We start from the raw sequence: 23,969 nt of genomic DNA, 5'->3' as shown, positions 1-23,969 counted from the left end.
GTCCCGCACGCAATGTTCGTCGGGGACCCGCCGATGTACTTCTCAAAGGACCCCATATCCTCCAAGCGCCCACCAACCTGAGACCCATACAAATCAACCGAGGAACGCCCAATGGTAATCAAATCAAGTGTGGTCATAGTCAGAAACCTGTTTGTTTGAGGAAGGTTCGCGATGCTGCGAGGTCGTCTAGGATAGAGCCCGCATTCTGTGGATCGCGTTCCTGTTCGATGGTGATATAGCCGCCATAGCCCAGTTCACTGAGCAAGGCGCGGACGGCTGGATAGTCGATAATTCCGCGACCGATCGGGCACATGACCCCTTTGGCGCAGGCATCGAAAAAGCGGATTTTCTGGGCCATGACCTGATCGAATACAACCGGATCAATGTCCTTGAAGTGGATGTAATCCACGCGGTCCCAATAGCGTCTCAGGGTCTCAACCGGATCCATACCGGCATAGGCCATATGGCCCGTATCGAGACACAGGCCCGCAGTGTCGGCGTCGATGTCGCGCACCAGCGCCTCAAGCTCATCCGCGAATTCGATATAGCCGCCGGCATGGGGGTGGATCGTGGCGCGCACACCGTATTCATCACGCGCGAGGGTGCTGATCTGACGGATGGTTTCCATCATGTTCGACCATGCCGTTCCATCCAGACGCGGGGCACGGTCAGAATGACCGGCGGCAAAGTCACGCACGCCGTGACCCCAGTCCATGACCGTCAGATAGGGCGCCTCAAAACGCTGTCCATCATGCGAATGCGGCTTGGGCAGTTGTGTGATCAGGGCACAGATTTCGCGGGTTTGCCGCAAGAGGTTCTCGCGGTTATCCAGCGATACCAGATCATCAAAAATGGTGCCCGCGACAATCGACAGACCGCGCTGATCCAGCGCATCCGAAACCCGCGTCACGTCCAGTGGCATGTAGCCGTAAGGACCCAGTTCCAGACCGCCAAAACCTGCATCGCGCGCCTCATCCAGCACCTTCTCCCAACTGGGCAGGTGCGGGTTGTTCACGTCGTCAACACCCCAGCAACATGGAGCGCAGGATATCGTGATCGGCTTGGTCATTGGTTGGACGCGATGTTGATGGTTTCGAAGACCAGCGATTCATGGAACTGCTCATGAAACGCGATGAAGTCCTTGGTGTGTTGTTGCTCCATGTGGAAATCATGCGCGGCTTGGTCCACCCATGTTTCAACAAACACCAGACGGTCCGGATCATCCGTGCACGTAAAGAAATCATAGGCGATGCAACCGGGTTCGGCGCGGGTCGCGGCCTGTGCAACAGGGGCGCGTTTCAGGATTTTCTCACGCGTGCCCGGTTGCAGCTGAATTGCGATGATGAACTTGTACATGGCGATCAATCCTTGGTGATTTCGTCAAGGCGAACGGTCCGGTTTTCCTGCGCACTCAACCGGGCGGCATCCAGCACGGCAAGGGTGCGTGCGCCTTGGGTGGCGGTGACCGGCGGGGCGACACCCGTACGCACAGCCGTTTCAAAGGCTTCGTAATAGTCGTGATAGCGCCCTTGTTCCGACGGGATGATGTGTTCCCCATCCGCGTCGCGCAAAATGCCCCAATTCTCTTTGGGCTCGTATCCCCAAGCCTCCGGATCATCGGCGGGACGTTTGCCCGCAAAAATGTCCTGCGCCTGCACATCCGTGGTCAGCGATTGATAGCTGCCCTTTTCGCCATAGGCGCGGAATTCGCGCGCATCCAGATAGTTCATCTTGGACGAGGAGAGGTGGCTGTGCGCGCCGCTTTCGTGGCGCAATGTGAGGGTAAAGCTGACATCCGTCGGGCCCGCAGGCAGATCGAACATGTCCATTTGCGCATCGACCGAGGACACCGGCCCCAGCAGATAGATCATTTGATCGACCACGTGGCTGCCGATATCGCGCAGCATGCCGCCGGTCGGACCGGCCTCGATGGTTTCGGGGCTGTTTTGATCCATGCGCGAATGCACGCGCCAGACCTTGCCCAACCGGTCGTCCATAACCAGTTTGCGCAGGGTCTGCATATCCGCGTCAAAGCGACGGTTTTGATAGACGGCCAGAGTCACGCCCGCCTTTTCCGCCGCTTGGCCCAAGGCAATGGCACTGTCGTAATCAGGGGCAAAGGGTTTGTCGGCGATCACATGCAGCCCTGCCGAGATCGCTTCGAGAACCAGCTCCCGCCGCGTGTGCGGCGGGGTGGTGATGGTCACGGCGTCACAGACGCCTGCATCAATCATATCCGTCAAAGAGGCAAAGATCGGTGTATCCGGCCAATCAGAGCGCACCTTTGCCACGGTCTTTTCCGCCCGCGCAACGATGCCCGCCAATTCGCAACCCTTGGCGGCCGCGATAAAGGGCGTATGGAAATGCTGCCCTCCGGTTCCGTAACCTACAACACCGATCTTCATGGTGTTTCCCCTTAGCGAATGATTGTTGCTTGCAGCGCGTCGATGGAGGAGCGGATGCCTGCCTCGGTCGACATGGTGAAATCTTCCATCTCGAGGCTGACCCAGCCGTCGTAGCCTTCCATGCCACAGACCGAGAAGAACTCTTTCCACCACTGCAGATCGCGCCCAGCACCCACGGCAACGTAGTTCCAGGTCCGATCTTTGACGTCGGTGACCTCTTTGGGTTCCAGCAGGCCGTCGATGTCGGCTTTGACGCGCTCGATCCGCGTGTCTTTGCCGTGCAGGTGGTGGATCGCATCGCCCAGAGCACGGGCCGACGCAATCGGGTCTGCGCCCATCCACATCAGGTGGCTGGGATCAAGGTTCATACCCACCATCGGGCCAACCTCATTGCGCAGACGGAACAGGGTGCGCGGGTTCCAAACCAACATGGCCGAGAAGTTTTCCAGCGCGTATTTCTCAACGCCGACTTCGGTCGCCAGCTTCACCAGATCGTGCCACAGGGGAAAGGCACGATCTTCCCACTGGTAACGGTCCCACTCGGGCATTTCAGCGGGCCAGGACTTGGTGCACACCAACCAGTTCGGCACGGTGTCACCGGGGGCCGCCTCGGGCAGACCCGACATGGTGACGATCTTTTTCACGCCGATTTCACCCGCCAGACGAACCGTGTCCTGCACCTCTTGCAGGTGGCGTTTGCCCATCTCACCGGGATCCAGCGGGTTGGCCGAACAGTTCAGCGCGGCGATCTCAAGACCGCGCGCTTTGATTTCCGCCATCTTCTGCTTGAGCAAGCCCTTGTCCGCCAGCAGTTCATCCGCGCGAAAATGCGGCGCAGGGGACCAACCGCCGCCGGTCATCTCAATACCCTCGACCCCAAGGTCGACGCATTTGTCGAGCATATCGGTAAAGGACAGATCGCCCATTACATCGGTGCAAATGGAAAGTTTCATGTCTCTGAACTCCTCAAAAGAGACGGTTATGCGTAGTCGATCCAGGCGGCACCGGCATCGGCCGAGCGCACACAGTTCTCAAGCCAGCGCACGCCTTCGGTGCCGGCCTCGATGCCTGGGTAGTGGTGGGTTTTCAGGAAGTCCTCATCGCCGCGCATCTTGGCGTCGATGGCTTGGGCAATCCAAAGATAGATATTGGCCCAGCTTTCGCCCAAGCCCTCGGTGTGCAGTGCACCCATGCGGTCGCAGGCAAGGCTCTCGTCCGCAAGATAGGGCATGCCATGATGCAGGATGCGTTCGGGTTCGCCCTGAACCTGATAGACGATCTGATCAGGATGGGTTTCTGTCCACGCGACCGAGGCCTTGGTGCCTACGAACCGGTAACGCTGGGACCCCATGTTGCCCGCATCCACGGACGAGACCCAAAGCCGCCCGCGCGCCCCATTGTCATAGTGCGTCAGGACGGTTGCGTGATCTTCCAAAGGTGCACGCGACGGGATGAACGCCTTGCGGTCGCACAACAGCTTTTCGATCTTGAGCTGCGGCAGGATCACCTCGGACATATAGTAAAGGTGGGTGCCGATATCGCCCAGAACAAATGTCGAGCCCGCGGTGGCGGGGTTGGTGCGCCACTTGACCGCGTCGGCGCTGTCATCGTCGCCCGCGTTAAAGCCATGGGTGTATTCCATGTCCACAATGCGGATGTCGCCCAGCATACCCTTGGCCACCATGGCGGCCATCTGGTGCACCATCGGATGCCCCGAATAGCCATAGGTCACGCCCACGATCAGACCTTTGTCCGCCGCCAGCTTTGCCACTTCGTCGCACTCGGCAACGGTGAAAAACAGCGGCTTTTCACAGATCACATGAAAGCCCGCCTCAAGCAGCGCCTTGGTGATCTCGTAATGGGTAAAGTTCGGCGTGGCGACCGAAACGACATCCACGCGATCCTCGCGCGCGCTCTCGCCCGCGATCAGATCCTGATAGGTCGCATAGCACCGGTCCTCTGCCACGCCCAAGTTCATGCCAAAGTCACGCCCGCGTTCGGCATCAAGGTCAAACGCGCCCGCGACAAGCTGATAGGTACCATCACGCAAGGCGCCGGTGCGGTGCTTATAGCCTACCTGACCGGTCCGGCCGCCCCCGACCATGCCCCAGCGAAGGGGGCGCTGAATGGTTCTTTCACCGTTGATCATTCTCTTAATCCCTTAAGAAAGCTACTCGGCCGCCAATGGGGCCTCGGCCGCGTACAGTGCGGGTTTTTCGATCATGTGGATTTTTTCCAACGAACCGCTGTCCACCGCGCGCAGCGCGGCATCGGCCGTCAACGTGGCGGCATAGCCATCCCATGCCGAAGGCCCTGTGGCCGTGCCGTTGCTGGCAGCATCAATCCATTCACGGAATTCTTGGTCGTAGGCGTCGATGAAACGCTCACGCCAATCTTCGGGGATCGCTTGGCGAATGCCGAACTGATCGGAAATCACCGTGGCAGGACGGTTGGGCAGGCTGGCCACGCCTTTTTCACAGCTGACCTCGCCGCGGATGTCATAGCCATAGGCGATGTTCACCGAAATCTCGACGTCGACAATCGCGCCCTGTGCCATGTGCAACAGCACAATATGCGGATCGCGCAATTCGACGCCCTGACGCGACCGGCGCGGCAGACGGACCTCGACGCCGGTGATCTCATCCGACAGCAACCAGCGCGAGATATCCGCATCATGCACCAAGGTGTCATTCAGCGGCATCTCGGAGGTATAGAGCCCCGGCGGCACCGACGCATTGCGGTGCACGGAGTGATACATCAACGGCAGCCCCAGACCGCCCCCATCGATCACGGCCTTCAGGCGGCGGTAATCACCGTCGAAACGGCGCATGAACCCGACCTGAACCAACCGGCGGCCAAAGCTGGCTTCCGCCTCCATGACCTTCAGCGCGGCCGCCTCAGAGGTGACCATGGGCTTTTCGCAGAACACGGGTTTGCCTGCGGCGATACAGTCCAGAAGCTGCTCTTCGTGTGCCGGACCCCAAGAACAGATCAACACAGCATCAACCGTATCCGAGCGGATCAGAGCCTGCGGTGTGTCAAACACTTCGGCCCCTTCGGGTGCGGCGGACTCGGCCCGCGTGCGGTCGATGTCATTGACCGCCGTAACTGCTACACCCGACAGAACTTGGGTGAGGCGACGGATATGATCCTGTCCGATCATACCCGTGCCAATGACGCCTACGTTCAGTGTCATTTGCCCACCCCGTACTTGTCACAGAGGCGCTGCATTTCATTGCGCATGAAGATGCCGCTCTCGTCGGCCTTTTCTTCCCATGCAAAGACACAGGCGGTCATGATGCCGTCAAAGCCGATTTCGGCGAGGGTGCGATAGAAATCATCCCACGGCACTTCGCCCTGACCGATGTTCAGGTGCTGGTGCACACGGGCCTCGGTGCCCGGCGGGTTCAGGATATAACGCAGGCCCGAGCTGCCCTTGTGGTTGAACGTGTCGGCGATATGCACATGGGCCAGAACGTCGGCGCATTCGCGCAGCATCGCGACGGTGTCATCCCCGAAATAGAAGGTGTGCGGCGTGCAGTAGAGGAACTTTACGCGATCGCTGTTCACGGTCCGGATCAGGTCCACGGACGGCTGCAGGGTTTCGACCCAATCCTCGGGGTGCGGTTCGATGTGCAGGTTGATCCCTTCACGCTCAAAGATCGGGACCAGCTCGTCCATCGACCGCCACCAAGCGTCTTCACAGGCTTCGATCATCGAACCCGTGTGACAGCAATAGCAGGTGCCTTTGTCGGGATGCGGGCCACGGCCGAACTCGCTGTTCATGGTGTCCACTTCCATCTCGACGGCGATCTCGATGGCACGTTTCCAATGCTTGATGGCGGCCTGACGCTCGTCCTCGTCATTCGAGGCCCAGCGATACATCGGCAGCAGGGTGGCGATGCCTACATCGGCATCCTTCAGCGCCTTCTTGAAGCTCTTGATGCGGTCGGGAAATACGCGCGGTGCCTTGAACCATTCAAGGAAATCGCCACGGGGGCTGAGTTCGATCCAGTCATAGCCAAGCTCTTTGACCTTAGAAGGAAGTTCCTCAAGCGACAGATGTCGGTGCATATACGGGTCGAGTGCGATTTTCATGGCTGGGTTTCCTCCCGATTTGTGTTCTTTTTCAAAGTGTAAAGGCGGCGCGGAATGCTTCGAGCGCGGCGTCAGAGTCACCCGAGGCCCAAGCTTCCATCGCAACCGGCCCGTCGTAGCCCATGGCGGCAAGACCACGGGCAACACCGGCAAAGTTGACTTCTCCGGTGCCCGGCTCACAGCGCCCGGGCACATCGGCCACCTGAATTTCACCGATCCAAGGCTGGGCCTTGCGGCACAGCTCGGTCAGGTTTCCCTCGCCGATTTGGGCGTGATAGAGATCCAGGTTCAGTTTCAGACGCGGGCTGTCGATGCTCGACACCAAGGCGATCGTGTCTTCAGCTTTGGCAAAGGGCGTCCTAGGGTGATCGACCGGCAGGTTGAGGTTTTCGAGGGTAAAGACCACGTCCTCTTCCTCGGCCAGTTCCACAATCCGGCACAGCGTGTCGCGCGCCTTGAGCCACATCTGGCCCGTCACCACCTCACAGGGTTTGACCGGCAGACCCTTCTCATTCAGGCCCGTGCCATGCAGGTTAAAGCGCTGAATGCCCAGACGACGACAGCCATGCACGGTTTCGCGCGCCGTCGCGATCAGCTCGTCCGCACCCTCATCATCCGCAAGGGTGCCGCGCAGATAGCCGTTCACGATGGTAAAGGTCGCACCCGTCGCGATCAGCTTGTCATGATCGTGGGGCTGCCAGTACCAAAGCCCGACATCAAAGCCCATCTCGCGCAAACGCGCGGCGCGCCAATCAATCGGCTTGTCTTGCCACAACATCTCGGCGCAAGCGGCGAGTTGGAATGAATGAGACATGAGCGTCATCCTTGAGCGCCCGGGCCGGAGCCCGAGCTAGGGTTGAAAAGGGTGGATTAGGCCGAAGCCTCTTGGCCCACTTTGGGCGGATGGCCGTCGTGGGTTTCCATGTAGCCTTCGATGCTGGCCTCGAGGTCCGCCATGGATTCACCGCCCGCCATCAGGTCGGCGATCTCTTCGCGCGACTTCTCGCCCTTGCGGAAGTCCGCCGCGATCGCACCACGGATCAGAACGGCAAAGTGGTCTCCAACGGCCATGGCGTGCATCACCTGGTGGGTGATGAAGATCACGGCCAGACCACGCTTTTTGGCCTCATTCACGATACGCAGCACGTGCGCGGCCTGTTTCACACCCAGAGCAGCGGTCGGTTCGTCCAAGATCAGAACGCGGGCACCGAAATACACTGCGCGCGCAATGGCCAGCGACTGACGCTCACCGCCTGACAGACCCCCAACCAGACGGTCGCCGTCAGTGATACGGGTGATGCCCATCTTCTGGACTTCCTCGACCGCGATCTTGTTGGCCTTGGCGCGGTCAAAGATTTTGAACGGACCGAAACCTTTGGTCGGCTCAACCCCCATAAAGAAGTTGCGGCCAATCGACATCAGCGGATAGGTCCCGCCAAACTGGTGCACGGTGGCGATCCCGCGCTCTTGGGCATCACGCGGCCCAGAGAAGGAAACCGGTTCGCCGTCGACCAGAATTTCACCACGGGTCGGCGCATGCACACCGGCAAGGGTTTTGATCAGTGTGGATTTACCGGCACCGTTGTCGCCCAGCAGGCAAAGCACCTCGCCTGCGCCGACCTTGAGGCTGATTTCATGCAGAACGTCGATGGGCCCGAAGGACTTGTCGACATTGCGAAGTTCGATGACTGGAGTGTTATCAGACATAGGAATGGTCCTTACTTTTTCTTCGTGCCGGTCGACGCGCGGCTAGCAAATTTGCGGAAGGAGTCATTCATCAGCACGGCCGCAAGCAGCAGCACACCGATGAAGAGCATGTTGAGGTCTTTGTCGAACGTGGTGAAGTTGATGCCTTGGAACACGATCCCGAAGGTCAACGTGCCAAAGACCGTGCCCGTGACGGTGCCAAAGCCCCCCGTCAGCAGCACACCACCGACAACCACACAGATGATCGAGTTGAAGATCATACCGAACTGCGTTGTGGTCGACGCCGAGTTCGCCAGCACGCCTTCGGTCATCCCAACGAGGGCCCCGGCCATGGCCGACAACATGAACAGGACGATCTTCAGACGGTCGGTCGGGATACCGGCGTTGCGGGCGCTTTCCTGATCGCCACCCAGCGCCATGATCCAGTTGCCCCACGGCGACAGGTGCAGCACGTAATAGAAGGCCGCCGCGACCACGATCCAAATAAAGAACGAGCTTTGCAGCGAGCGGAAAATCGTGATGCGGCTGTCGCCCTCACCGATGATCCACGAGTGATAGTCGCCCAGAATAAACTCGGACACGACACCGACATCAGGCAGGCTGTGCTGCGTGGTGCCTGCGATCTGTTTCGAGAAATACGCGTTCAGACCTGCGACCACAAACAGCGTCGCAAGCGTCACGATCAGGGACGGAACGCCGGTTCGGGTCACCAGAACACCATTGATCCAGCCGATGAATGCGGCCACCGCAAAGGTGACGGCCACGGCGACCCAGATGTTCAGACCGAAATTCTCGACCGACATGGCCAACACGATACCGCCTGCGGGGATCAGTGCGCCGACTGAAATGTCCAGTTCTCCGGCGATCATCAAAAAGCCGATCGGCAGGGCAATGATGCCAACCTTGGACGCAAAGTTCAGCCACGTAGACGCGCCCAACGGGGTCAGAAAGTTCTTTTCCCAACCAAAGACAGAAAAGAAAATAAAGATGATAACCAAGCCTGCAAAAGCGCCGGCGGCAGGGTTCCGGAAAAGATCGAGCAGAGAAAAACGCGCGTCCGGCTCGGCGTTGGTTTTGTCTTGAGTGTCAGCCATGGAAACGTCCTCGGGATGCTTTTCGCTGGGTGTAACTTGGGGCCCCGGTCGGCATGTGCCGACCGGAGCAATGGTTTGGATTAGCGTGCGCCAAGCTCTGCGCCTGCTTTGACGGCATCCACGTTAGAGGCATCAATGATGGCAGGGCCGGTCAGAACCGGATCGGTCGAGATCTCGGTGCCAAACTTGAGGTGCGCAAACAGCATCGAGGTCGCGAGGAAGCCCTGCAGGTAGGGCTGTTGGTCAATCGCCATGGTCTGAAGACCGCCGGAGATACGCTCCAGAGTGGCGGGCGAGAAATCGAACGCGCCGATCTTCAGGTCGATGCCGGTCTGCTCGACCGCGTTGGCTGCGGCAGCGGCACCGAAGTCAGCGGTGGAGATGATGGCGTCGATGGACTGATCACCGATCAGCTCGGCTTTCATGGCCTCTGCGGTGCCGGTCACGTCGCCGTCAAGGTTGGCGGGGGTCGAGATCACGGTCACTTTCGCGCCGGCCTCGGTACCGCCATCGGACACGCCTTGGCAACGCTGCTCAAGGTTGATCGCACCCGGAATCTGAATGTGGCACAGGATGTGGGTCGCGCCGTTCTCGGCCATGTATTTGCCGCCACCAAAGCCAGCTGCATATTCGTCAGAGCCGAAATAGTTGATGGCACCGATGTCTGCTTTGACCGGTAGGCCCGAGTTGTATTGCATGATCTTGATGCCTTCTTCCGCCGCCATTTGCAGCGCGGGGATTTGTGCATCAGGCACCCATACCGGGATCGCGATCCCGTCAACGCCCTGGGCAATGGCTTGGTTGATCAGGGTCACCAGATCGGGGCCAAAGTTTTCATAGTTCTGGGTGCGCAGGTACTGCACGGTGCCGCCGTTGGCTTCGACCATGTGGGTCGCGTCATCGACGCCCTTCTTGATCTTGTCCATGAAGGCATCTTCGATCGAGCCTGCAATCACGGCGATGTCTTGGGCATAAGCGCCGGTCGACACCAAGACCGCGGTCATAGCTGCAGTAAGGGTTTTGGTCAGTTTCATGTCGATATCCTCCCTGATTTTGGTCCCGCCTCCTCCGACGGGTCGACATAGGTTTGGCCGAATTCGGCCTTTGATCGGTGCCCGTTCGTCGGGCGACTGGGGTTACTTCTTGGTCGCGGCGCGCATGGCGAGCTTGCGGAAGCTTTCGTTCATCCCAACGGCGGCCAGCAGCATGATCCCGATGATCAGGTTGGCCCAGTTGCGGTCGATGCTGGTAAAGTCGATGCCTTTGATCACGATGGCGAAGGTGATGGTCCCGACGAAAACCCCAGCGATAGAGCCATAGCCCCCCGTCAACAGGACCCCGCCGACGACGACGCTGACGATGATGTTAAAGATGTCGTTCATGCCGCCCGACACTTGGGCCGAGTTGAACAGGATGGCGTGGCACATCCCGACAAAGGACGCAGCCGTGGCCGTCCCGATGAACAGCAGCACAGTGATCCGGTCCACGGGGATACCTGCGTTACGGGCACTGTCCTTGTCGCCACCAATGGCAAAGATCCAGCTACCGTATTTGGTCTGATGCACGATGAACCAGAAGATCACAGTGATCAGAACCCACCACAGGATCACCACTTGGTGGCTGCCGCCAAAGATAAAGTCACCGAATACGGTCTTGGCCCAAGGCGCAGCCGTCAGCGGCACCGACGCCGCCCCGGTCAGCAATTTGGAACCGGCCAGAACAACGCCCTGCATCGCAACCAGTGTGCCCAGTGTGATGATCAGCGTCGGCACAGCGGTGCGCACGGCCAGAATGCCGTTCACCAGACCAACCAGCACGCCGATGCCCAGCGCCCCAAGGATGCCAAAGATCATCGGCAGTTCGTAATAGCCCGAGATGATCGCGGTGGTCATCGCACCCGCAGGGATCATTGCCCCGATCGAGATGTCGATCTCGCCCGAAATCATCAAAAGGGCGACGGCGGCGGCCACGATGCCGATCCGCGCGGCATAGTTCACCCAGCTGGCGGCGGGCAGCAGCTTGCCCAAGTCCACGCCGCCAATCACGACGTAAAAGACAATCACACCCAAAAGGCTGAGGATCGAGGCAGCAGCGGGGCGGCGAAGCAGGTTTGCAAACAGGTCCATTAGCGCGTCGTCACTTCTTTTTGGGGGAGTAGTTGAGGGCAAGCGTGCGGAAGGTGTCGTTCGACAGAACCGCAGCCAACAGCAAAGCCCCGATGATGATCGACCCGATGTTGGGATCCAGCGCGGCAAAGAAGATGCCTTGGTTCACAACGGCAAAGGTCATCGTGCCCAAAACGATTCCGATGATCGAGCCAGCCCCCCCCGTCAGCAGCACGCCACCGATGACGACGCACATGATCGAGTTAAAGATAAAGGCCTGACCGCCCGCCACTTGCGCGGTCTGGTAGGTCATCACCTGACCGACCCCCACACAGGCCGCGGCAAAGCCCGAAGCCATGAACAAGCCAATGGTGACTTTCGCCGTCGGAATACCCGCGTTACGCGCGCTTTCCTTGTCGCCGCCCAGCGCGAAAATCCAGCTGCCAAGGGGCGAGATATGCAAGACGTAGTAGAAGATCGCGACGAAACCGAGCCACCAGAAAATCGAGACATTGAACATGCCGTTGATAAAGGTGCCCAACAGAGCTTTGGTCGTTGCGTCAGGCACATAGGACACGCTGGTTGAGCCTTTGATCAGCACCGCAAAGCCCAGCGTCAGCCCCATAACGGCAAACATCGTACCAATCGTCGCGATCAGCGAGGGAATGGTCGTGCGGGTTACGATCAACCCGTTCAGAAAGCCAATCAAAAGGCCAACAGACAGGCCGCCCAAGATGCCGATCAGAGCAGGCAGTTCGAAATGCCCCGACAGCATTGCCGTCGTCATCGAAGAAGCCGGAACGACGGAACCGACAGAGATGTCAAATTCACCCGAAATCATCAACAGTCCCACGGGCAGTGCGATGATTCCGACTTCGGCTGCGATGTTCAGCCAGCTCGACCAGCCGGGTGCGCCCATAAAGACCTTCCCGCCGAGGGCGGCAAAGAAAACGTAGACGACGATCAGGCCGATCAGGGACCCGGTCTCGGGGCGTCGGATAAGACCGCCCAGCGATATGCCGCTCGGACCTTTGACGGATTGTGTTGACATATTTCAGGTTCCTGTAGTGAAGCCCGTTGGTATTCATCCCGCCCGCGTCCGTTGAACGCGCGGGGTTAGTTGAGGCCGCCACTGGTTGGGGGCGGCCTCAGGTGACCAGCCCTAGACACGCGGTCTTGGGCCGGCTGGGAGGAGGCTTAGCGCGCGCCTGCCTTAACGCCCTCGATCACCAGATCGACGTTCGATGCGTCGACGATGCCCGGGCCAGTCAGGATTTCGCGGGTCGGGATGGTAACACCGTAGTTGACGTAGTTGTTCAGGATCGACACGGCGAAAAAGCCCTGCTGATACCCCTGCTGGTCAACGGCACAGGCTTGGTTGCCCTGCTGGATGTTTGCCAGAACGGTTTCGTTAAAGTTCATGCCACAGACATGCACTTTGCCGGCTTTGCCAGACTGCTGGATGCCCGAGATCGTTGCACTGGTGTCACCGCCACCAATGGCGAACATTGCGTCGATTTCGGGGTTTTGCAGCAGGTGCGCACGGACGGCCTGTGCAACAGCGGTCGAGTCGCCGTATGCGGTTGCAGGCAGTTGCAGAACCGAACCGGTGCCACCAGCGGCGGCAATGCCGTCGTTAAAGCCGTTACAGAACGCTTCGATGTTGGCCGCGCCGGGCAGGGTGTTCACGCATGCGCCGTTCTTGTGGCCCGCGTTGCCCAGGTACTCGCCGCCAGCATAGCCCGATTTGTAGTCAACAGCGCCGACATAGTTCAGCGCGCCAAGCTTATCAGCCGCTTCCAGACCACCGGCGTTGTAAATCACAAGCGGAATGCCTGCAGCAACAACAGCTTCAAAGGCGGGATCCATAGCTTCGGGGACCCAGTCGGGACCAACAATCGCATCTGCGCCTTGGTCGATCGCCTGACGGATCAGTTCCGCCGCATCCGGGCCCAAGTTGTCGTAGTTTTGCGGACCAAGCCAAGTGACCGAGCCACCTTGTGCTTCGGCAACGATACCGGCGTCTTCTGCGCCTTTTTTAACGCGCGACCAGAAGGGGTCGTCAGGCTTGCCACCAACCACGAAAATATCGGCGGCCATTACGGAAGTCGCAGCACATGCTGCGATCAGGGTGCAGGACGCTTTGGCCGCGAAACGGCTGAATTTAGTCATAGTGATTTCCTCCCATTTGTCTTGTCCGTGTCTGAGACCCGGCGCGCATATCTATACACCCATGGTGACACGAAAAGCAGATCGTTTTGATTTAATTGTTGCTTTTGTTTCATTTCATGTCATTCATGATGAAACTTCGAGAAGGCGAGACATATGAAACGACCCACCATTTCTGACCTGGCCAAAGAGGCGGGAGTCTCTGTCTCAACGGTGAACAGGCTTATGTCTGGGTCGAATACTGTTCGCTCCACGACCGCCCAGCGGATCCAGAACGCGGCAGAGAACATTGGGTTTTATGGCCTCGGAACGATCGAGGATCAGATCAAACAATCCGCGCCGACCTATCGTCTTGGCTTTCTTATGCAGCAATCCACGCGTGAGATTTATCAGATGATGGCGCGGGAGATTCGGAACTGTTGCCTTCAACGCCCGCTGGATGTGGTTCAGCCCGTCGTGGACTTTGTGGATCTTCTAACGCCGGAAAACATCGCTGGCCGCCTGCAAGCCCTCGGCGAGAATTGCGATGCGGTTGCCGTCATCGCCGCGGACCACCCCCAGATCGGAAACACGATTCGCAATCTGAAAAACGAGGGCACACCGGTCATCAGTTACATCACAGATCAATCCGCCCCAGAAAGGGCGGGATACGTGGGGGCCGATAACTGGAAACTCGGCAGAACGGCGGCGTGGCTGATCGCCCAAACAACACACCGCCCCGGTCGCGTCGCGGTCTTTTTCGGTCACTCACGCTATCAATGCCAAGACATCGCCGAGGCAAGCTTTCGCTCTTACATGCGAGAGCACGCGCCCAATCTGACCGTGGATGAAAGCCGCGCAACACACGAGGATTCCCAAAACGCGTACGAAATGGTGCGGGAATTACTGCAAACCTCGGACGATATCGTCGGGCTTTTGATCGTGGGGGGCGGTATTTCCGGCGTCCTTCGGGCGCTGCGCGAGACGCCTCTAGAACGGCGGCGTGACATTAAACTGGTTTGCCGAGATCTTGGGCCGGAAACCAGAAAGGGGCTTTCCGAGGGGCTGATTACCGCCGCGCTCTGCCATCCCCTTGGGCCGACCTCGGATGCTCTGATCCAAACCATGATTGAGGCGGTTTCTGCCAAAGAACCCCGCCCGACCACGCAACACACGGTCCCATTCGAAATTGTGACGCCTGAAAACATCTAGGCGATGTCACCAGCGGCGCCCGCCCGAACAGGCCAGCGCCCCCAATGGATCAGAGCGCGCGATCCTCGACGAAATAGCCGTAGATGGTGGTGATCAGACTGACGCCCCACATGCCGAAGATCGCCATCGAGACCATTTCTGCTGCCACGTATACTCCGAGGTTCCCCTCGGTGATCAGTTGGGTCATTCCCAGATTACCCAGAGCGCGCCTGCCAAGATTATTTATTACCAGCCACACAACCGCGACCCACAAAAGGGCCAATCGCCCCTTGGACGTTACGCGCCATGCGCCCCCAAGGCCGGTACGTTTATCAATGGCCGAGGATGGTAAAAGCGGCGACAGGCGCAGGAAAACCCAGAACATCAACAGAGTGGCGAAGGGATTTAATATGACGATTGCTGTGTAAGCCTCCGCCGCCGACAAGACGCTGGACAGAATAAAAAGTACCGGGATTGCGATGAGCGCCATGAGGAGAGTTATGGCAAGTGAGTCGAGCGCATAGCGCAGAAAGTTGCGCATGCCGACCGGCGTTAACCATTTCGCGGGCCCCTCGTTCAGGACATAGCGGTGCCACCCAACGACAGCCCACACCAAAAAGAGCAGACCCGCCAAGGTTGGCACAAATCCGCGCAAGAACATGCCAGCAAATTCGCCATATTCGATCCCAGGGTCTTGTGCGAACCCAGACATGGAGAGGCGCGCGGCATACGTCACGCACGCGGCATAGACCAACATGGGGATTGCGAAAATTCTAATCACCGCCCCGAAATTCTGGATCGGCATCGCGACCGATTTGACCAACAACGCCTTTGCTAACCCGAAACTTGTCACCTGACCCCACCTTTATCGCCAAAGTTGCATCGCCCGCCGACACTATCGCAACAGGGACATGCGGCAACCCCTGAAAACCTTGCCCTTACCCGAAAAAAGCGTTAGGGCGCAGTCGTTCTGATCAAGAGGAAATCTCATGTCCGCGCCCAAGAAAGTTGTGCTGGCCTATTCTGGCGGCCTCGATACGTCCATCATTCTGAAATGGCTTCAGACCGAATACGGTTGTGAGGTGGTCACCTTTACCGCCGATCTGGGTCAGGGTGAGGAACTGGACCCGGCCCGTCAAAAGGCCGAGATGCTGGGCATCAAGTCGGAAAACATCTTTATCGAAGACCTGCGCGAAGAATTCGTGCGCGATTTCGTCTTCCCGATGTTCCGCGCAAACGCCCTGTATGAGGGTCTGTATCTTCTGGGTACGTCGATTGCGCGTCCTCTGATTTCCAAGCGTCTGGTCGAGATCGCAGAACAAACCGGCGCCGATGCCGTGTCCCACGGCGCGACCGGCAAGGGCAACGATCAGGTGCGGTTCGAACTGTCGGCCTATGCTCTGAACCCCGAGATCAAGGTGATCGCGCCGTGGCGTGAGTGGGACCTGTCCTCGCGCACCAAGCTTCTGGACTTTGCCGAAAAGAACCAGATCCCGATCGCCAAGGACAAACGTGGCGAGGCGCCGTTCTCGGTCGATGCGAACCTGCTGCACACCTCGTCCGAGGGTAAGGTTCTGGAAGATCCGGCCCAAGAGGCCCCCGATTACGTGTTCCAGCGCACCGTCCACCCCGAGGACGCCCCCGACACGCCCGAGTTCATCGAAGTGACCTTTGAGCAGGGTGACGCGGTTGCCATCAATGGCACCGCCATGTCCCCCGCGACCATCCTGACCGAGTTGAACGAATACGGTCGCAAGCACGGCATCGGTCGTCTGGATTTCGTCGAGAACCGTTTCGTGGGCATGAAATCGCGCGGCATCTATGAAACGCCGGGCGGGACCATCCTGCTTGAGGCGCACCGCGGGATTGAGCAAATCACGCTGGATTCCGGTGCGGGCCACCTGAAAGATTCGATCATGCCGCGTTATGCCGAACTGATCTACAACGGGTTCTGGTTCAGCCCCGAGCGTGAAATGTTACAGGCCCTGATCGATAAATCCCAAGAACACGTCTCGGGCACCGTGCGCCTGAAACTGTACAAAGGGTCGGTCAACACCGTGGGTCGCTGGTCCGATCACAGCCTCTATTCCGAAGCGCATGTGACGTTCGAAGAGGACGCCGGTGCCTATGACCAAAAGGACGCCGCTGGATTCATCCAGTTGAACGCGCTGCGCCTTAAATTGTTGGCCGCGCGCGACCGTCGCGTCAAAAAATAAGACGGTACTTGCACCGTTAAATGTATGGGATGCCCCGGTGGAAACGCCGGGGCATTTTTCATTTGCGGTGATCAAGTTGGCGGGCCGTGTGACGTGAGTATTTTTGCCAAGATGAAGATGGGAAAAATCGCGCGCCTAGATAGGGATTTGTTTCAACGCTTCCCAGTGTGGTGAGGTCACATTCTTGTGGGTTAAGGGCGCGAGGCGGTCGATTTATTGTGGGGACAGGTTGGTAAAGAGGAGGCGATCATGCGCCATCTGATCCCTGTTGAACAAAAGATTAAGACGAGCGCCCTGATGTTGGCGATTGGCGTGGGTATTCTGGCGAACTGCCCGCAGACGGTGGAGCGGCTGCAAATCAGCGCGGCCGAGCCTGAGGTTTGTGAGGTGTGCCAAGGGGCCGCCGAGGCACGCGTGCATTTTGCGGTTGTTCGCGTGATGTTGACCGGTGCGCCGGTGACTAGCGATCTTTGAGAAACGCGCGGGTTTGATCGCCCGTGGGCATAGCGTCGGCCGTACCATGTTTCGTGACCTGCAGCGCGGCGGCGGCGGCGGCGAATTCGAGGGCCGGTTGGGGGTCCTGACCCGCATCCAGAGCCGCGATGAGAGAGCCCGCAAAGCAATCCCCCGCGCCGGTCGTGTCCACCGGTGTCACGTGAAACGCGGGTTGGTTGATCGTGGTACCATCGGCCATTTGCCAGCGCGCACCGTCACCGCCCAAGGTGATGATCAGGTTGGGCACCGATACCTCGCCCAGCGCGGCGCAGAGTTGGTCGTATTCTACACGGTTCAGCAGAAGATAGGACAGATACGGCAGGACCTGTTTCACGGCCTCTGCATCGAACGGGGCCGCCGAATAAACGACGTTCATGCCACGTGCATGGGCCGCCTTGGCCGCCGCGACCTGATCCGTGGTTTCGTTTTGCAAAAGCAGGTAATCGCCCGCCCCACCGGTCGCCAGAGCATCGTCAATCGCGGTCACGGATTGAACATGGTTCGCGCCCGCGTGCAGCAGGATCGCGTTTTCACCATGTTCAGGTTCGACCATGATCACCGCATGGCCCGTCGCGGCGTCCGTCACTGCGATATGGGTGGTGTCGACGCCATAACCGCGCAGTGTTTCAAAGATCCAATCAGAGTCCCGACCGATGGCCCCTATATGAACCACGTTCGATCCGGCGCGGGCGGCGGCGACGGATTGGTTCGCGCCCTTACCGCCCAGCCCTTTGGTCATTGCGGTGGAGGACAGCGTTTCCCCCGGCGCGATCATGTGCGGGACCGAATAGAAATAGTCCACGTTGATCGAGCCAAGGTTGAACACTGTCATCGCAATTACCCCACTTTGGACGCCGCCAAGAGCGCCATGTTGGTGATGTCGCTGACCGTCGAAACGGTCGAGCAAATCTGGATCGGTTTATCGACACCGGCAAGGATCGGCCCGATCACGGTCGCGCCAGCCATTTCCTGCATCAGCTTGACCGAGATTGACGCCGAGTGGCGCGCGGGCACAACCAGAATATTCGCAGGTCCCGTCAGACGGGAGAACGGGTAGGCCTCTTGCGCGGCCTTGTTCAGGGCCACGTCGACGGTCATTTCGCCTTCGTATTCGAAATCGACGCCGCGTTTGTCCAAAACCTTAGGCGCGATGTGCATTTTGGTCGCGCGCTCGGACACCGGATAGCCGAAGGTCGAGAAGCTGACAAAGGCGACGCGCGGGTCAAGGCCCATGCCGCGGGCGACATCCGCGCTGCGCTCGGCGATGTTGGCGAGATCTTCCTCGTCCGGCCATTCGTGGACCAGCGTATCCGAAATCAGGACCACACGCCCCTTGTGCAAGATCGCGGTGACACCGACGGCACCGTCTTGGGCACTTGCATCGAACACATGGTTGATCAGTTCCATCACATGGGCCGATTTCCGCGTCGCGCCGGTCACAAGGCCGTCGCCATGCCCATGCGCCAGCATCAGCGCCGAGAACACGTGACGGTCGCGCGCGGCCAGACGGTGGATATCGTGGCGGTCGTAACCTTTGCGCTGTAGGCGGTTGTACAGGTATTCCTTGTACGTATCCAAATGGCGGGTGTTGGCGGCGTTGACGATCTCAAGCTCACGCACCGCGTCGCCAAGGCCTGCGCCCTCAAGGCGTTCTTTGACGTCGCTTTCGCGACCAACGACCAGTGCCTTGCCATACCCCGCACGCTGATAGTTCACGGCGGCGCGCAGAACGCGGATATCGTCGCCCTCGGCGAAAATCATGCGGGCCTGTGCGGCGCGGGCGCGGGCGGAAATGCCACGCAGGATGTTGGCAGTCGGGTCCATCCGCGCCTTGAGCGAGGCCTCATAGCCCTCAAGGTCGACAATCGGGCGGCGGGCCACGCCGGTGTCCATACCGGCGCGCGCGACGGCGGGCGGGATCATGTAGATCAGGCGCGGGTCAAACGGCGTCGGGATGATATAATCGCGCCCGAACGACAGCTTGCGCCCATAGGCCATTGCGACCTCATCGGGCACGTCCATCCGCGCGATTTCGGCCAAGGCCTCGGCGCAGGCGATCTTCATCTCGTCGTTGATGGCGCGGGCGTGGATGTCCAGCGCGCCACGGAACAGATAAGGAAAGCCCAGAACGTTGTTCACCTGGTTCGGGTAATCCGAACGACCGGTGGCCACGATGGCGTCCGCGCGCACGGCATGGGCGTCTTCGGGGGTGATTTCGGGATCGGGGTTGGCCATCGCAAAGATGACCGGATCGTCGGCCATGCTGAGGACCATGTCCTGGGTCACCGCGCCCTTGGCCGAGACGCCAAGGAACACATCCGCGCCCTTCATCGCGTCCTCAAGCGTACGCGCATCGGTTTTCGCGGCATGGGCCGATTTCCACTGGTTCATGCCCTCGGTGCGGCCCTGATAGATGACGCCCTTGGTATCGCACATGATACAGTTGTCGTGCTTGGCACCCATCGCCTTGATCAGTTCCAGACAGGCGATGCCCGCCGCACCCGCACCGTTCAGAACGATCTTACAATCTTCGATCTTTTTGCCCGAGATATGCAGCGCGTTGATCAGACCCGCCGCACAGATCACGGCGGTGCCGTGTTGGTCATCGTGAAAGACGGGAATGTCCATTTCCTCTTTCAGACGCTGTTCGATGATGAAACATTCCGGTGCCTTGATGTCCTCAAGGTTGATGCCGCCAAAGGTCGGCCCCATCAGCTTGACCGCCTTGATGATTTCCTCGGGGTCCTCGGTGTCCAGTTCGATGTCGATGGCGTTCACATCGGCGAACCGTTTGAACAGGACGGCCTTGCCCTCCATCACCGGTTTGGACGCCAGCGCGCCAAGGTTCCCCAGACCCAAGATCGCGGTGCCGTTCGAAACAACGGCGACCATGTTGCCCTTGGTCGTGTAATCATAGGCGGTTTCGGGGTTTTCCGCGATTGCCTCAACCGGAACGGCCACACCGGGGCTATAGGCCAGCGACAGGTCGCGCTGGGTCGTCATCGGGGTCGATGCGGTGATCTCGAACTTACCGGGGGTCGGTTCAAGGTGATAGGCCAGCGCCTCTTCGGGCGTGATACGGTTCTTCGACGACATAAGCGGGCAGTCTCCTGTTTCGGGCCTACGCGTCTTAACGCCCAAATGCGCCTTGGACAACAAAAGATGGAATTGCGTCTTTCATGCTTTGGGCCTGCTTTGTAAGGTCCGCCCTACAAATCAACAGGGGGAAACCGTGGCAGGCGCATCCGGACAAATCACGCCCATGATGGCGCAGTTTCTGGAAATCAAAGCAGAGCATCGCGATGCCCTGTTGTTTTACCGGATGGGCGACTTTTACGAGATGTTCTTTGACGACGCCGTCGCTGCCGCCGAGGCGCTGGACATCGCCCTGACCAAACGCGGCAAGCATGAGGGTAACGATATCCCCATGTGCGGCGTTCCGGTGCATTCGGCCGAGAATTACCTGCTGACCCTGATCCGCAAGGGGTTCCGCGTCGCCGTCTGTGAACAACTTGAAGATCCGTCCGAGGCGAAAAAGCGCGGCTCGAAATCCGTGGTGAAACGCGGCGTTGTGCGATTGGTGACGCCCGGTACATTGACCGAGGAATCCCTGCTTGAGGCGCGCCGCCACAACTATCTGGCGGCCTTTGCGGTGGTGCGAGATGAGGCCGCGTTGGCATGGGTCGACATTTCCACCGGCGCCTTCCGCGTGATGCCGATCTCGCCCGTCCGCCTGTCCCCCGAATTGGCCCGCCTCAGCCCCAAAGAGGTCTTGGTCCTCGACGGCGTCGACACGAATTACGGTGAAATAGTCTCTGAATCCGGCGCGGCCATCACCCCCTTGGGCCGCAGCAGTTTTGACAGCACCAGTGGTGAGGACCGCCTGAAATCCCTGTTCCAAGTGTCATCGCTGGATGGGTTCGGCACGTTTGAGCGCGCGGAATTGTCAGCCATGGGCGCGCTGATCGATTACCTCGACATCACGCAAAAGGGCAAATTGCCCCTGCTGCGCCCGCCGGTGCGTGAATTCGCCAACGAAAACATCCAGATCGACGCCGCCACCCGCCGAAACCTCGAACTCACGCACAGCCTCTCCGGCGCACGCGACGGGTCGCTGTTGTCCGCGATTGACCGCACCCTGACCTCGGGCGGTGCCCGCCTGTTGGAACGCCGCATTTCCAGTCCTGCGCGCAAACTGTCGGTGATCCACCCGCGTCTGGCCGCCGTCGGCTATATGGTCGATCAATCGGGCACCTGTTCCACGTTGCGCGACCACCTGCGCAAGGCCCCCGATATGGACCGCGCCCTATCGCGCCTCGCGCTTGAACGGGGCGGGCCCCGCGATCTGACCGCGATCCGAAACGGGCTGGAACAGGCTCTGTTGATCGCCGCCGATATGCCCGGCGACGCGCCCGATCTGATGCAGCAGGCGATCACCGATCTTGGTGGGCACGATGAACTGTTGGACCTGCTCGACAACGCTCTGGTCGCCGAACCGCCGCTTTTGACGCGCGACGGTGGCTTCATCGCCCCCGGCTATCACGACGAACTGGATGAGGCCCGCACCCTGCGCGATGAGGGACGCGGCGTCATCGCCTCGATGCAGGCGCAGTACGCCGAAATTACGGGTATTTCGTCGCTAAAGGTCAAACATAACAACGTCTTGGGCTATTTCATCGAATGCACCGCAACCCACGCGGACAAGATGCTGTCGGCGCCCCTGAACGAAACCTTTATCCATCGCCAGACCACCGCGAACGCCGTTCGGTTCACGACCGTGGACCTGTCCGAACTGGAAACCCGTATCCTGAACGCCGGTGGCCGCGCGCTAGAGATCGAAAAGGCACTGTTCGAAACTCTGCGCACGGCGGTGCTCGACAACGCAGACCGGATCGCGCAATCCGCCCGCGCCCTGTCCGAAATCGACCTGACCTGCGCCTTTGCCGATCTGGCCCGCGATCTGAACTGGTGCGCGCCTCGCATCGACGATAGCCGCGCCTTTGATATCGTGGGCGGCCGCCACCCCGTGGTGGAACGTGCCCTGCAAAAGCAAGGCGGCACACCGTTCGTCGCCAACGACTGCAACCTTTCGGCCCAAGACGACGCCGCGATCTGGCTGTTGACCGGTCCGAACATGGCCGGTAAATCGACCTTCCTGCGTCAGAACGCCCTGATCGCTCTCTTGGCCCAAGCAGGCAGCTTCGTGCCCGCGACATCGGCCCACATCGGCCTCGTCTCGCAACTGTTCAGCCGCGTCGGCGCCGCCGATGACCTCGCACGTGGACGGTCGACCTTTATGGTGGAAATGGTCGAAACGGCGGCCATCCTGAACCAAGCCGACGACCGCGCCCTCGTCATCCTTGACGAAATCGGCCGTGGCACGGCGACCTACGACGGCCTGTCAATCGCGTGGGCCACGCTTGAACACCTGCACGACGTCAACCGCAGCCGCGCCTTGTTCGCCACCCACTACCACGAAATGACAACGCTGGCCGACACGCTTGCTGGCGTCCAAAACGCCACCGTCGCGGTCAAGGAATGGCGCGGCGACGTGATCTTCCTGCACGAGGTTCACAAAGGTGCGGCCGACCGATCCTATGGTGTTCAGGTCGCACGCCTCGCCGGCCTACCCGATGCGGTGGTCAACCGTGCCCGTGTTGTCCTCGACGCCCTCGAAGAACGCGGTCGCACACAGAATGGCGGCTCCCCCCTCTTGACCGACCTCCCGCTGTTCGCGGCCGCGCCACCCCCGCCTGCGGCCCCCGCAACACCAGAACCCTCGCCCGCGCTCGATATGCTGGACGACATCCAACCGGATGACCTGACCCCCCGTCAGGCGCTTCAGGTGCTCTATGATCTGAAAAAGGCGTCCCAGACCTAACTGGAACGCCTCTTCATCTTGGTCAAAATACTCTCGCCGAAGGCGGCCTGACGGTGCCGCTTTTACGCCGGTGTGGACGACACACCCACCTTGGCAGGGCGCAACAGACGCTCGTGCAACATGAAACCGGCCTCGACCACCTGAATGATCTCGCCCGCCTTGGTGCCCGGCAACGGCGCCTCGAACATCGCCTGATGGATTTGCGGATCGAACTGCTCGCCAACCTCGGGTGCAACGGGCTCAATCCCGTGTTTGCCAAAGATATTCAGCAGCTCGCGCAGGGTCAGTTCAACCCCCTCAAGCAGCGCCTTGTTCGCCTCGCGCTGTTCCTCATCCACGGCGTCGATCGCACGTTTCAGGTTGTCAAAAACGGGCAGAATATCGCGGGCCAGCTTGCTGCCGCCATATTGCTCGGCCTCTTTGCGGTCACGCTCACCGCGTTTGCGGGCGTTTTCGGCATCGGCCAGCGCGCGCATGAACCGGTCACGGAACTCATCACGTTCGGCACGCAGCGCGTCCAACTCGTCTTCGGCGCCCAGAACGTCCTCAACCGGCGCGTCGTCTTCGCCCACGCTTGCAAGGATGTCTTCGATGTCCAATTCGTCTTTTTTCTCTGCTTCAGCCATTTT

At 59.6% G+C, this 23,969-nt stretch carries 22 protein-coding genes; 4 read left to right on the top strand and 18 right to left on the bottom strand.

What is annotated here, in order from left to right; genetic code table 11:
- Window positions 1-139: 139 nt before the first annotated feature.
- The 14 genes from R1W00_RS13970 to R1W00_RS13905 form a co-directional block, all read right to left on the bottom strand.
- On the bottom strand, window positions 140-1,015 hold the full coding sequence (locus R1W00_RS13970; protein WP_317263359.1) for a sugar phosphate isomerase/epimerase family protein: 876 nt from the start codon (window positions 1,013-1,015) through the stop codon (window positions 140-142).
- Between the two features lie 50 nt (window positions 1,016-1,065).
- Entirely contained in the window at window positions 1,066-1,356 is a 291-nt protein-coding gene (locus R1W00_RS13965; protein WP_317263358.1) for a putative quinol monooxygenase, read from the bottom strand.
- 5 nt (window positions 1,357-1,361) lie between these two features.
- On the bottom strand, window positions 1,362-2,405 hold the full coding sequence (locus R1W00_RS13960; RefSeq protein WP_317263357.1) for a Gfo/Idh/MocA family oxidoreductase: 1,044 nt from the start codon (window positions 2,403-2,405) through the stop codon (window positions 1,362-1,364).
- Window positions 2,406-2,416: 11 nt separating this feature from the next.
- On the bottom strand, window positions 2,417-3,358 hold the full coding sequence (locus R1W00_RS13955; RefSeq protein WP_317263356.1) for a sugar phosphate isomerase/epimerase: 942 nt from the start codon (window positions 3,356-3,358) through the stop codon (window positions 2,417-2,419).
- A gap of 26 nt (window positions 3,359-3,384) precedes the next feature.
- On the bottom strand, window positions 3,385-4,554 hold the full coding sequence (locus tag R1W00_RS13950; protein ID WP_317263355.1) for a Gfo/Idh/MocA family oxidoreductase: 1,170 nt from the start codon (window positions 4,552-4,554) through the stop codon (window positions 3,385-3,387).
- 21 nt (window positions 4,555-4,575) lie between these two features.
- Window positions 4,576-5,601 (bottom strand): Gfo/Idh/MocA family oxidoreductase, encoded by a 1,026-nt coding sequence (locus R1W00_RS13945; RefSeq protein WP_317263354.1) that lies wholly within the window; start codon window positions 5,599-5,601, stop codon window positions 4,576-4,578.
- Window positions 5,598-6,503, bottom strand: coding sequence for a sugar phosphate isomerase/epimerase family protein (locus R1W00_RS13940; RefSeq protein WP_303963154.1), 906 nt, complete (start codon window positions 6,501-6,503; stop codon window positions 5,598-5,600). The genes R1W00_RS13945 and R1W00_RS13940 overlap by 4 nt, the downstream gene beginning before the upstream one ends.
- Window positions 6,504-6,534: 31 nt before the next feature.
- On the bottom strand, window positions 6,535-7,317 hold the full coding sequence (locus R1W00_RS13935; protein WP_317263353.1) for a TIM barrel protein: 783 nt from the start codon (window positions 7,315-7,317) through the stop codon (window positions 6,535-6,537).
- Between the two features lie 56 nt (window positions 7,318-7,373).
- On the bottom strand, window positions 7,374-8,210 hold the full coding sequence (locus R1W00_RS13930; RefSeq protein WP_303963147.1) for an ATP-binding cassette domain-containing protein: 837 nt from the start codon (window positions 8,208-8,210) through the stop codon (window positions 7,374-7,376).
- 11 nt (window positions 8,211-8,221) lie between these two features.
- A complete protein-coding gene (locus tag R1W00_RS13925) occupies window positions 8,222-9,304 on the bottom strand; it encodes an ABC transporter permease (RefSeq protein ID WP_317263352.1) in 1,083 nt (360 codons plus the stop codon).
- Window positions 9,305-9,384: 80 nt separating this feature from the next.
- Window positions 9,385-10,338 (bottom strand): substrate-binding domain-containing protein, encoded by a 954-nt coding sequence (locus R1W00_RS13920; protein ID WP_317263351.1) that lies wholly within the window; start codon window positions 10,336-10,338, stop codon window positions 9,385-9,387.
- 102 nt (window positions 10,339-10,440) lie between these two features.
- Window positions 10,441-11,430 (bottom strand): ABC transporter permease, encoded by a 990-nt coding sequence (locus tag R1W00_RS13915; protein ID WP_303967757.1) that lies wholly within the window; start codon window positions 11,428-11,430, stop codon window positions 10,441-10,443.
- A 10-nt stretch (window positions 11,431-11,440) separates the two neighbouring features.
- Window positions 11,441-12,460 (bottom strand): ABC transporter permease, encoded by a 1,020-nt coding sequence (locus R1W00_RS13910; protein WP_317263350.1) that lies wholly within the window; start codon window positions 12,458-12,460, stop codon window positions 11,441-11,443.
- Between the two features lie 146 nt (window positions 12,461-12,606).
- Window positions 12,607-13,581, bottom strand: coding sequence for a substrate-binding domain-containing protein (locus R1W00_RS13905; RefSeq protein WP_317263349.1), 975 nt, complete (start codon window positions 13,579-13,581; stop codon window positions 12,607-12,609).
- A gap of 153 nt (window positions 13,582-13,734) precedes the next feature.
- Here R1W00_RS13905 and R1W00_RS13900 point away from each other — a divergent pair, with 153 nt between their 5' ends.
- Entirely contained in the window at window positions 13,735-14,769 is a 1,035-nt protein-coding gene (locus tag R1W00_RS13900; RefSeq protein WP_317263348.1) for a substrate-binding domain-containing protein, read from the top strand.
- A 49-nt stretch (window positions 14,770-14,818) separates the two neighbouring features.
- Here R1W00_RS13900 and R1W00_RS13895 read toward each other — a convergent pair whose 3' ends face one another.
- A complete protein-coding gene (locus R1W00_RS13895; RefSeq protein ID WP_317263347.1) occupies window positions 14,819-15,601 on the bottom strand; it encodes a hypothetical protein in 783 nt (260 codons plus the stop codon).
- A 136-nt stretch (window positions 15,602-15,737) separates the two neighbouring features.
- Between R1W00_RS13895 and R1W00_RS13890 the strand changes: the two genes are divergently transcribed.
- On the top strand, window positions 15,738-16,964 hold the full coding sequence (locus R1W00_RS13890; protein WP_317263346.1) for an argininosuccinate synthase: 1,227 nt from the start codon (window positions 15,738-15,740) through the stop codon (window positions 16,962-16,964).
- Between the two features lie 249 nt (window positions 16,965-17,213).
- Complete coding sequence (locus tag R1W00_RS13885) at window positions 17,214-17,438, top strand: hypothetical protein (protein ID WP_317263345.1); 225 nt, start codon at window positions 17,214-17,216, stop codon at window positions 17,436-17,438.
- On the opposite strand, the gene R1W00_RS13880 is transcribed toward R1W00_RS13885, so the two are convergent.
- Window positions 17,425-18,291 carry a ribokinase gene (locus R1W00_RS13880; protein WP_317263344.1) on the bottom strand — a complete coding sequence of 289 codons (867 nt, stop codon included), beginning with the start codon at window positions 18,289-18,291 and terminating at the stop codon, window positions 17,425-17,427. The two genes, R1W00_RS13885 and R1W00_RS13880, sit on opposite strands and share 14 nt — an antisense overlap.
- 5 nt (window positions 18,292-18,296) lie before the next feature.
- Window positions 18,297-20,555 (bottom strand): NADP-dependent malic enzyme, encoded by a 2,259-nt coding sequence (locus R1W00_RS13875; RefSeq protein WP_317263343.1) that lies wholly within the window; start codon window positions 20,553-20,555, stop codon window positions 18,297-18,299.
- Window positions 20,556-20,721: 166 nt separating this feature from the next.
- On the opposite strand from R1W00_RS13875, the gene mutS reads away from it, so the two are divergent.
- A complete protein-coding gene (gene mutS / locus R1W00_RS13870) occupies window positions 20,722-23,340 on the top strand; it encodes a DNA mismatch repair protein MutS (protein WP_317263377.1) in 2,619 nt (872 codons plus the stop codon).
- A 62-nt stretch (window positions 23,341-23,402) separates the two neighbouring features.
- Here the strand turns inward: mutS and R1W00_RS13865 are convergent, their stop codons facing one another.
- Complete coding sequence (locus tag R1W00_RS13865) at window positions 23,403-23,966, bottom strand: nucleotide exchange factor GrpE (protein ID WP_317263342.1); 564 nt, start codon at window positions 23,964-23,966, stop codon at window positions 23,403-23,405.
- Window positions 23,967-23,969 lie beyond the last annotated feature (3 nt).

The organism is Rhodovulum sp. FJ3 (genome assembly GCF_032918305.1).
GTDB lineage: Bacteria > Pseudomonadota > Alphaproteobacteria > Rhodobacterales > Rhodobacteraceae > SAT37.
Note: the sequence above shows the minus strand (reverse complement) of the source record. Positions and strands in the feature narration are given on the sequence as shown.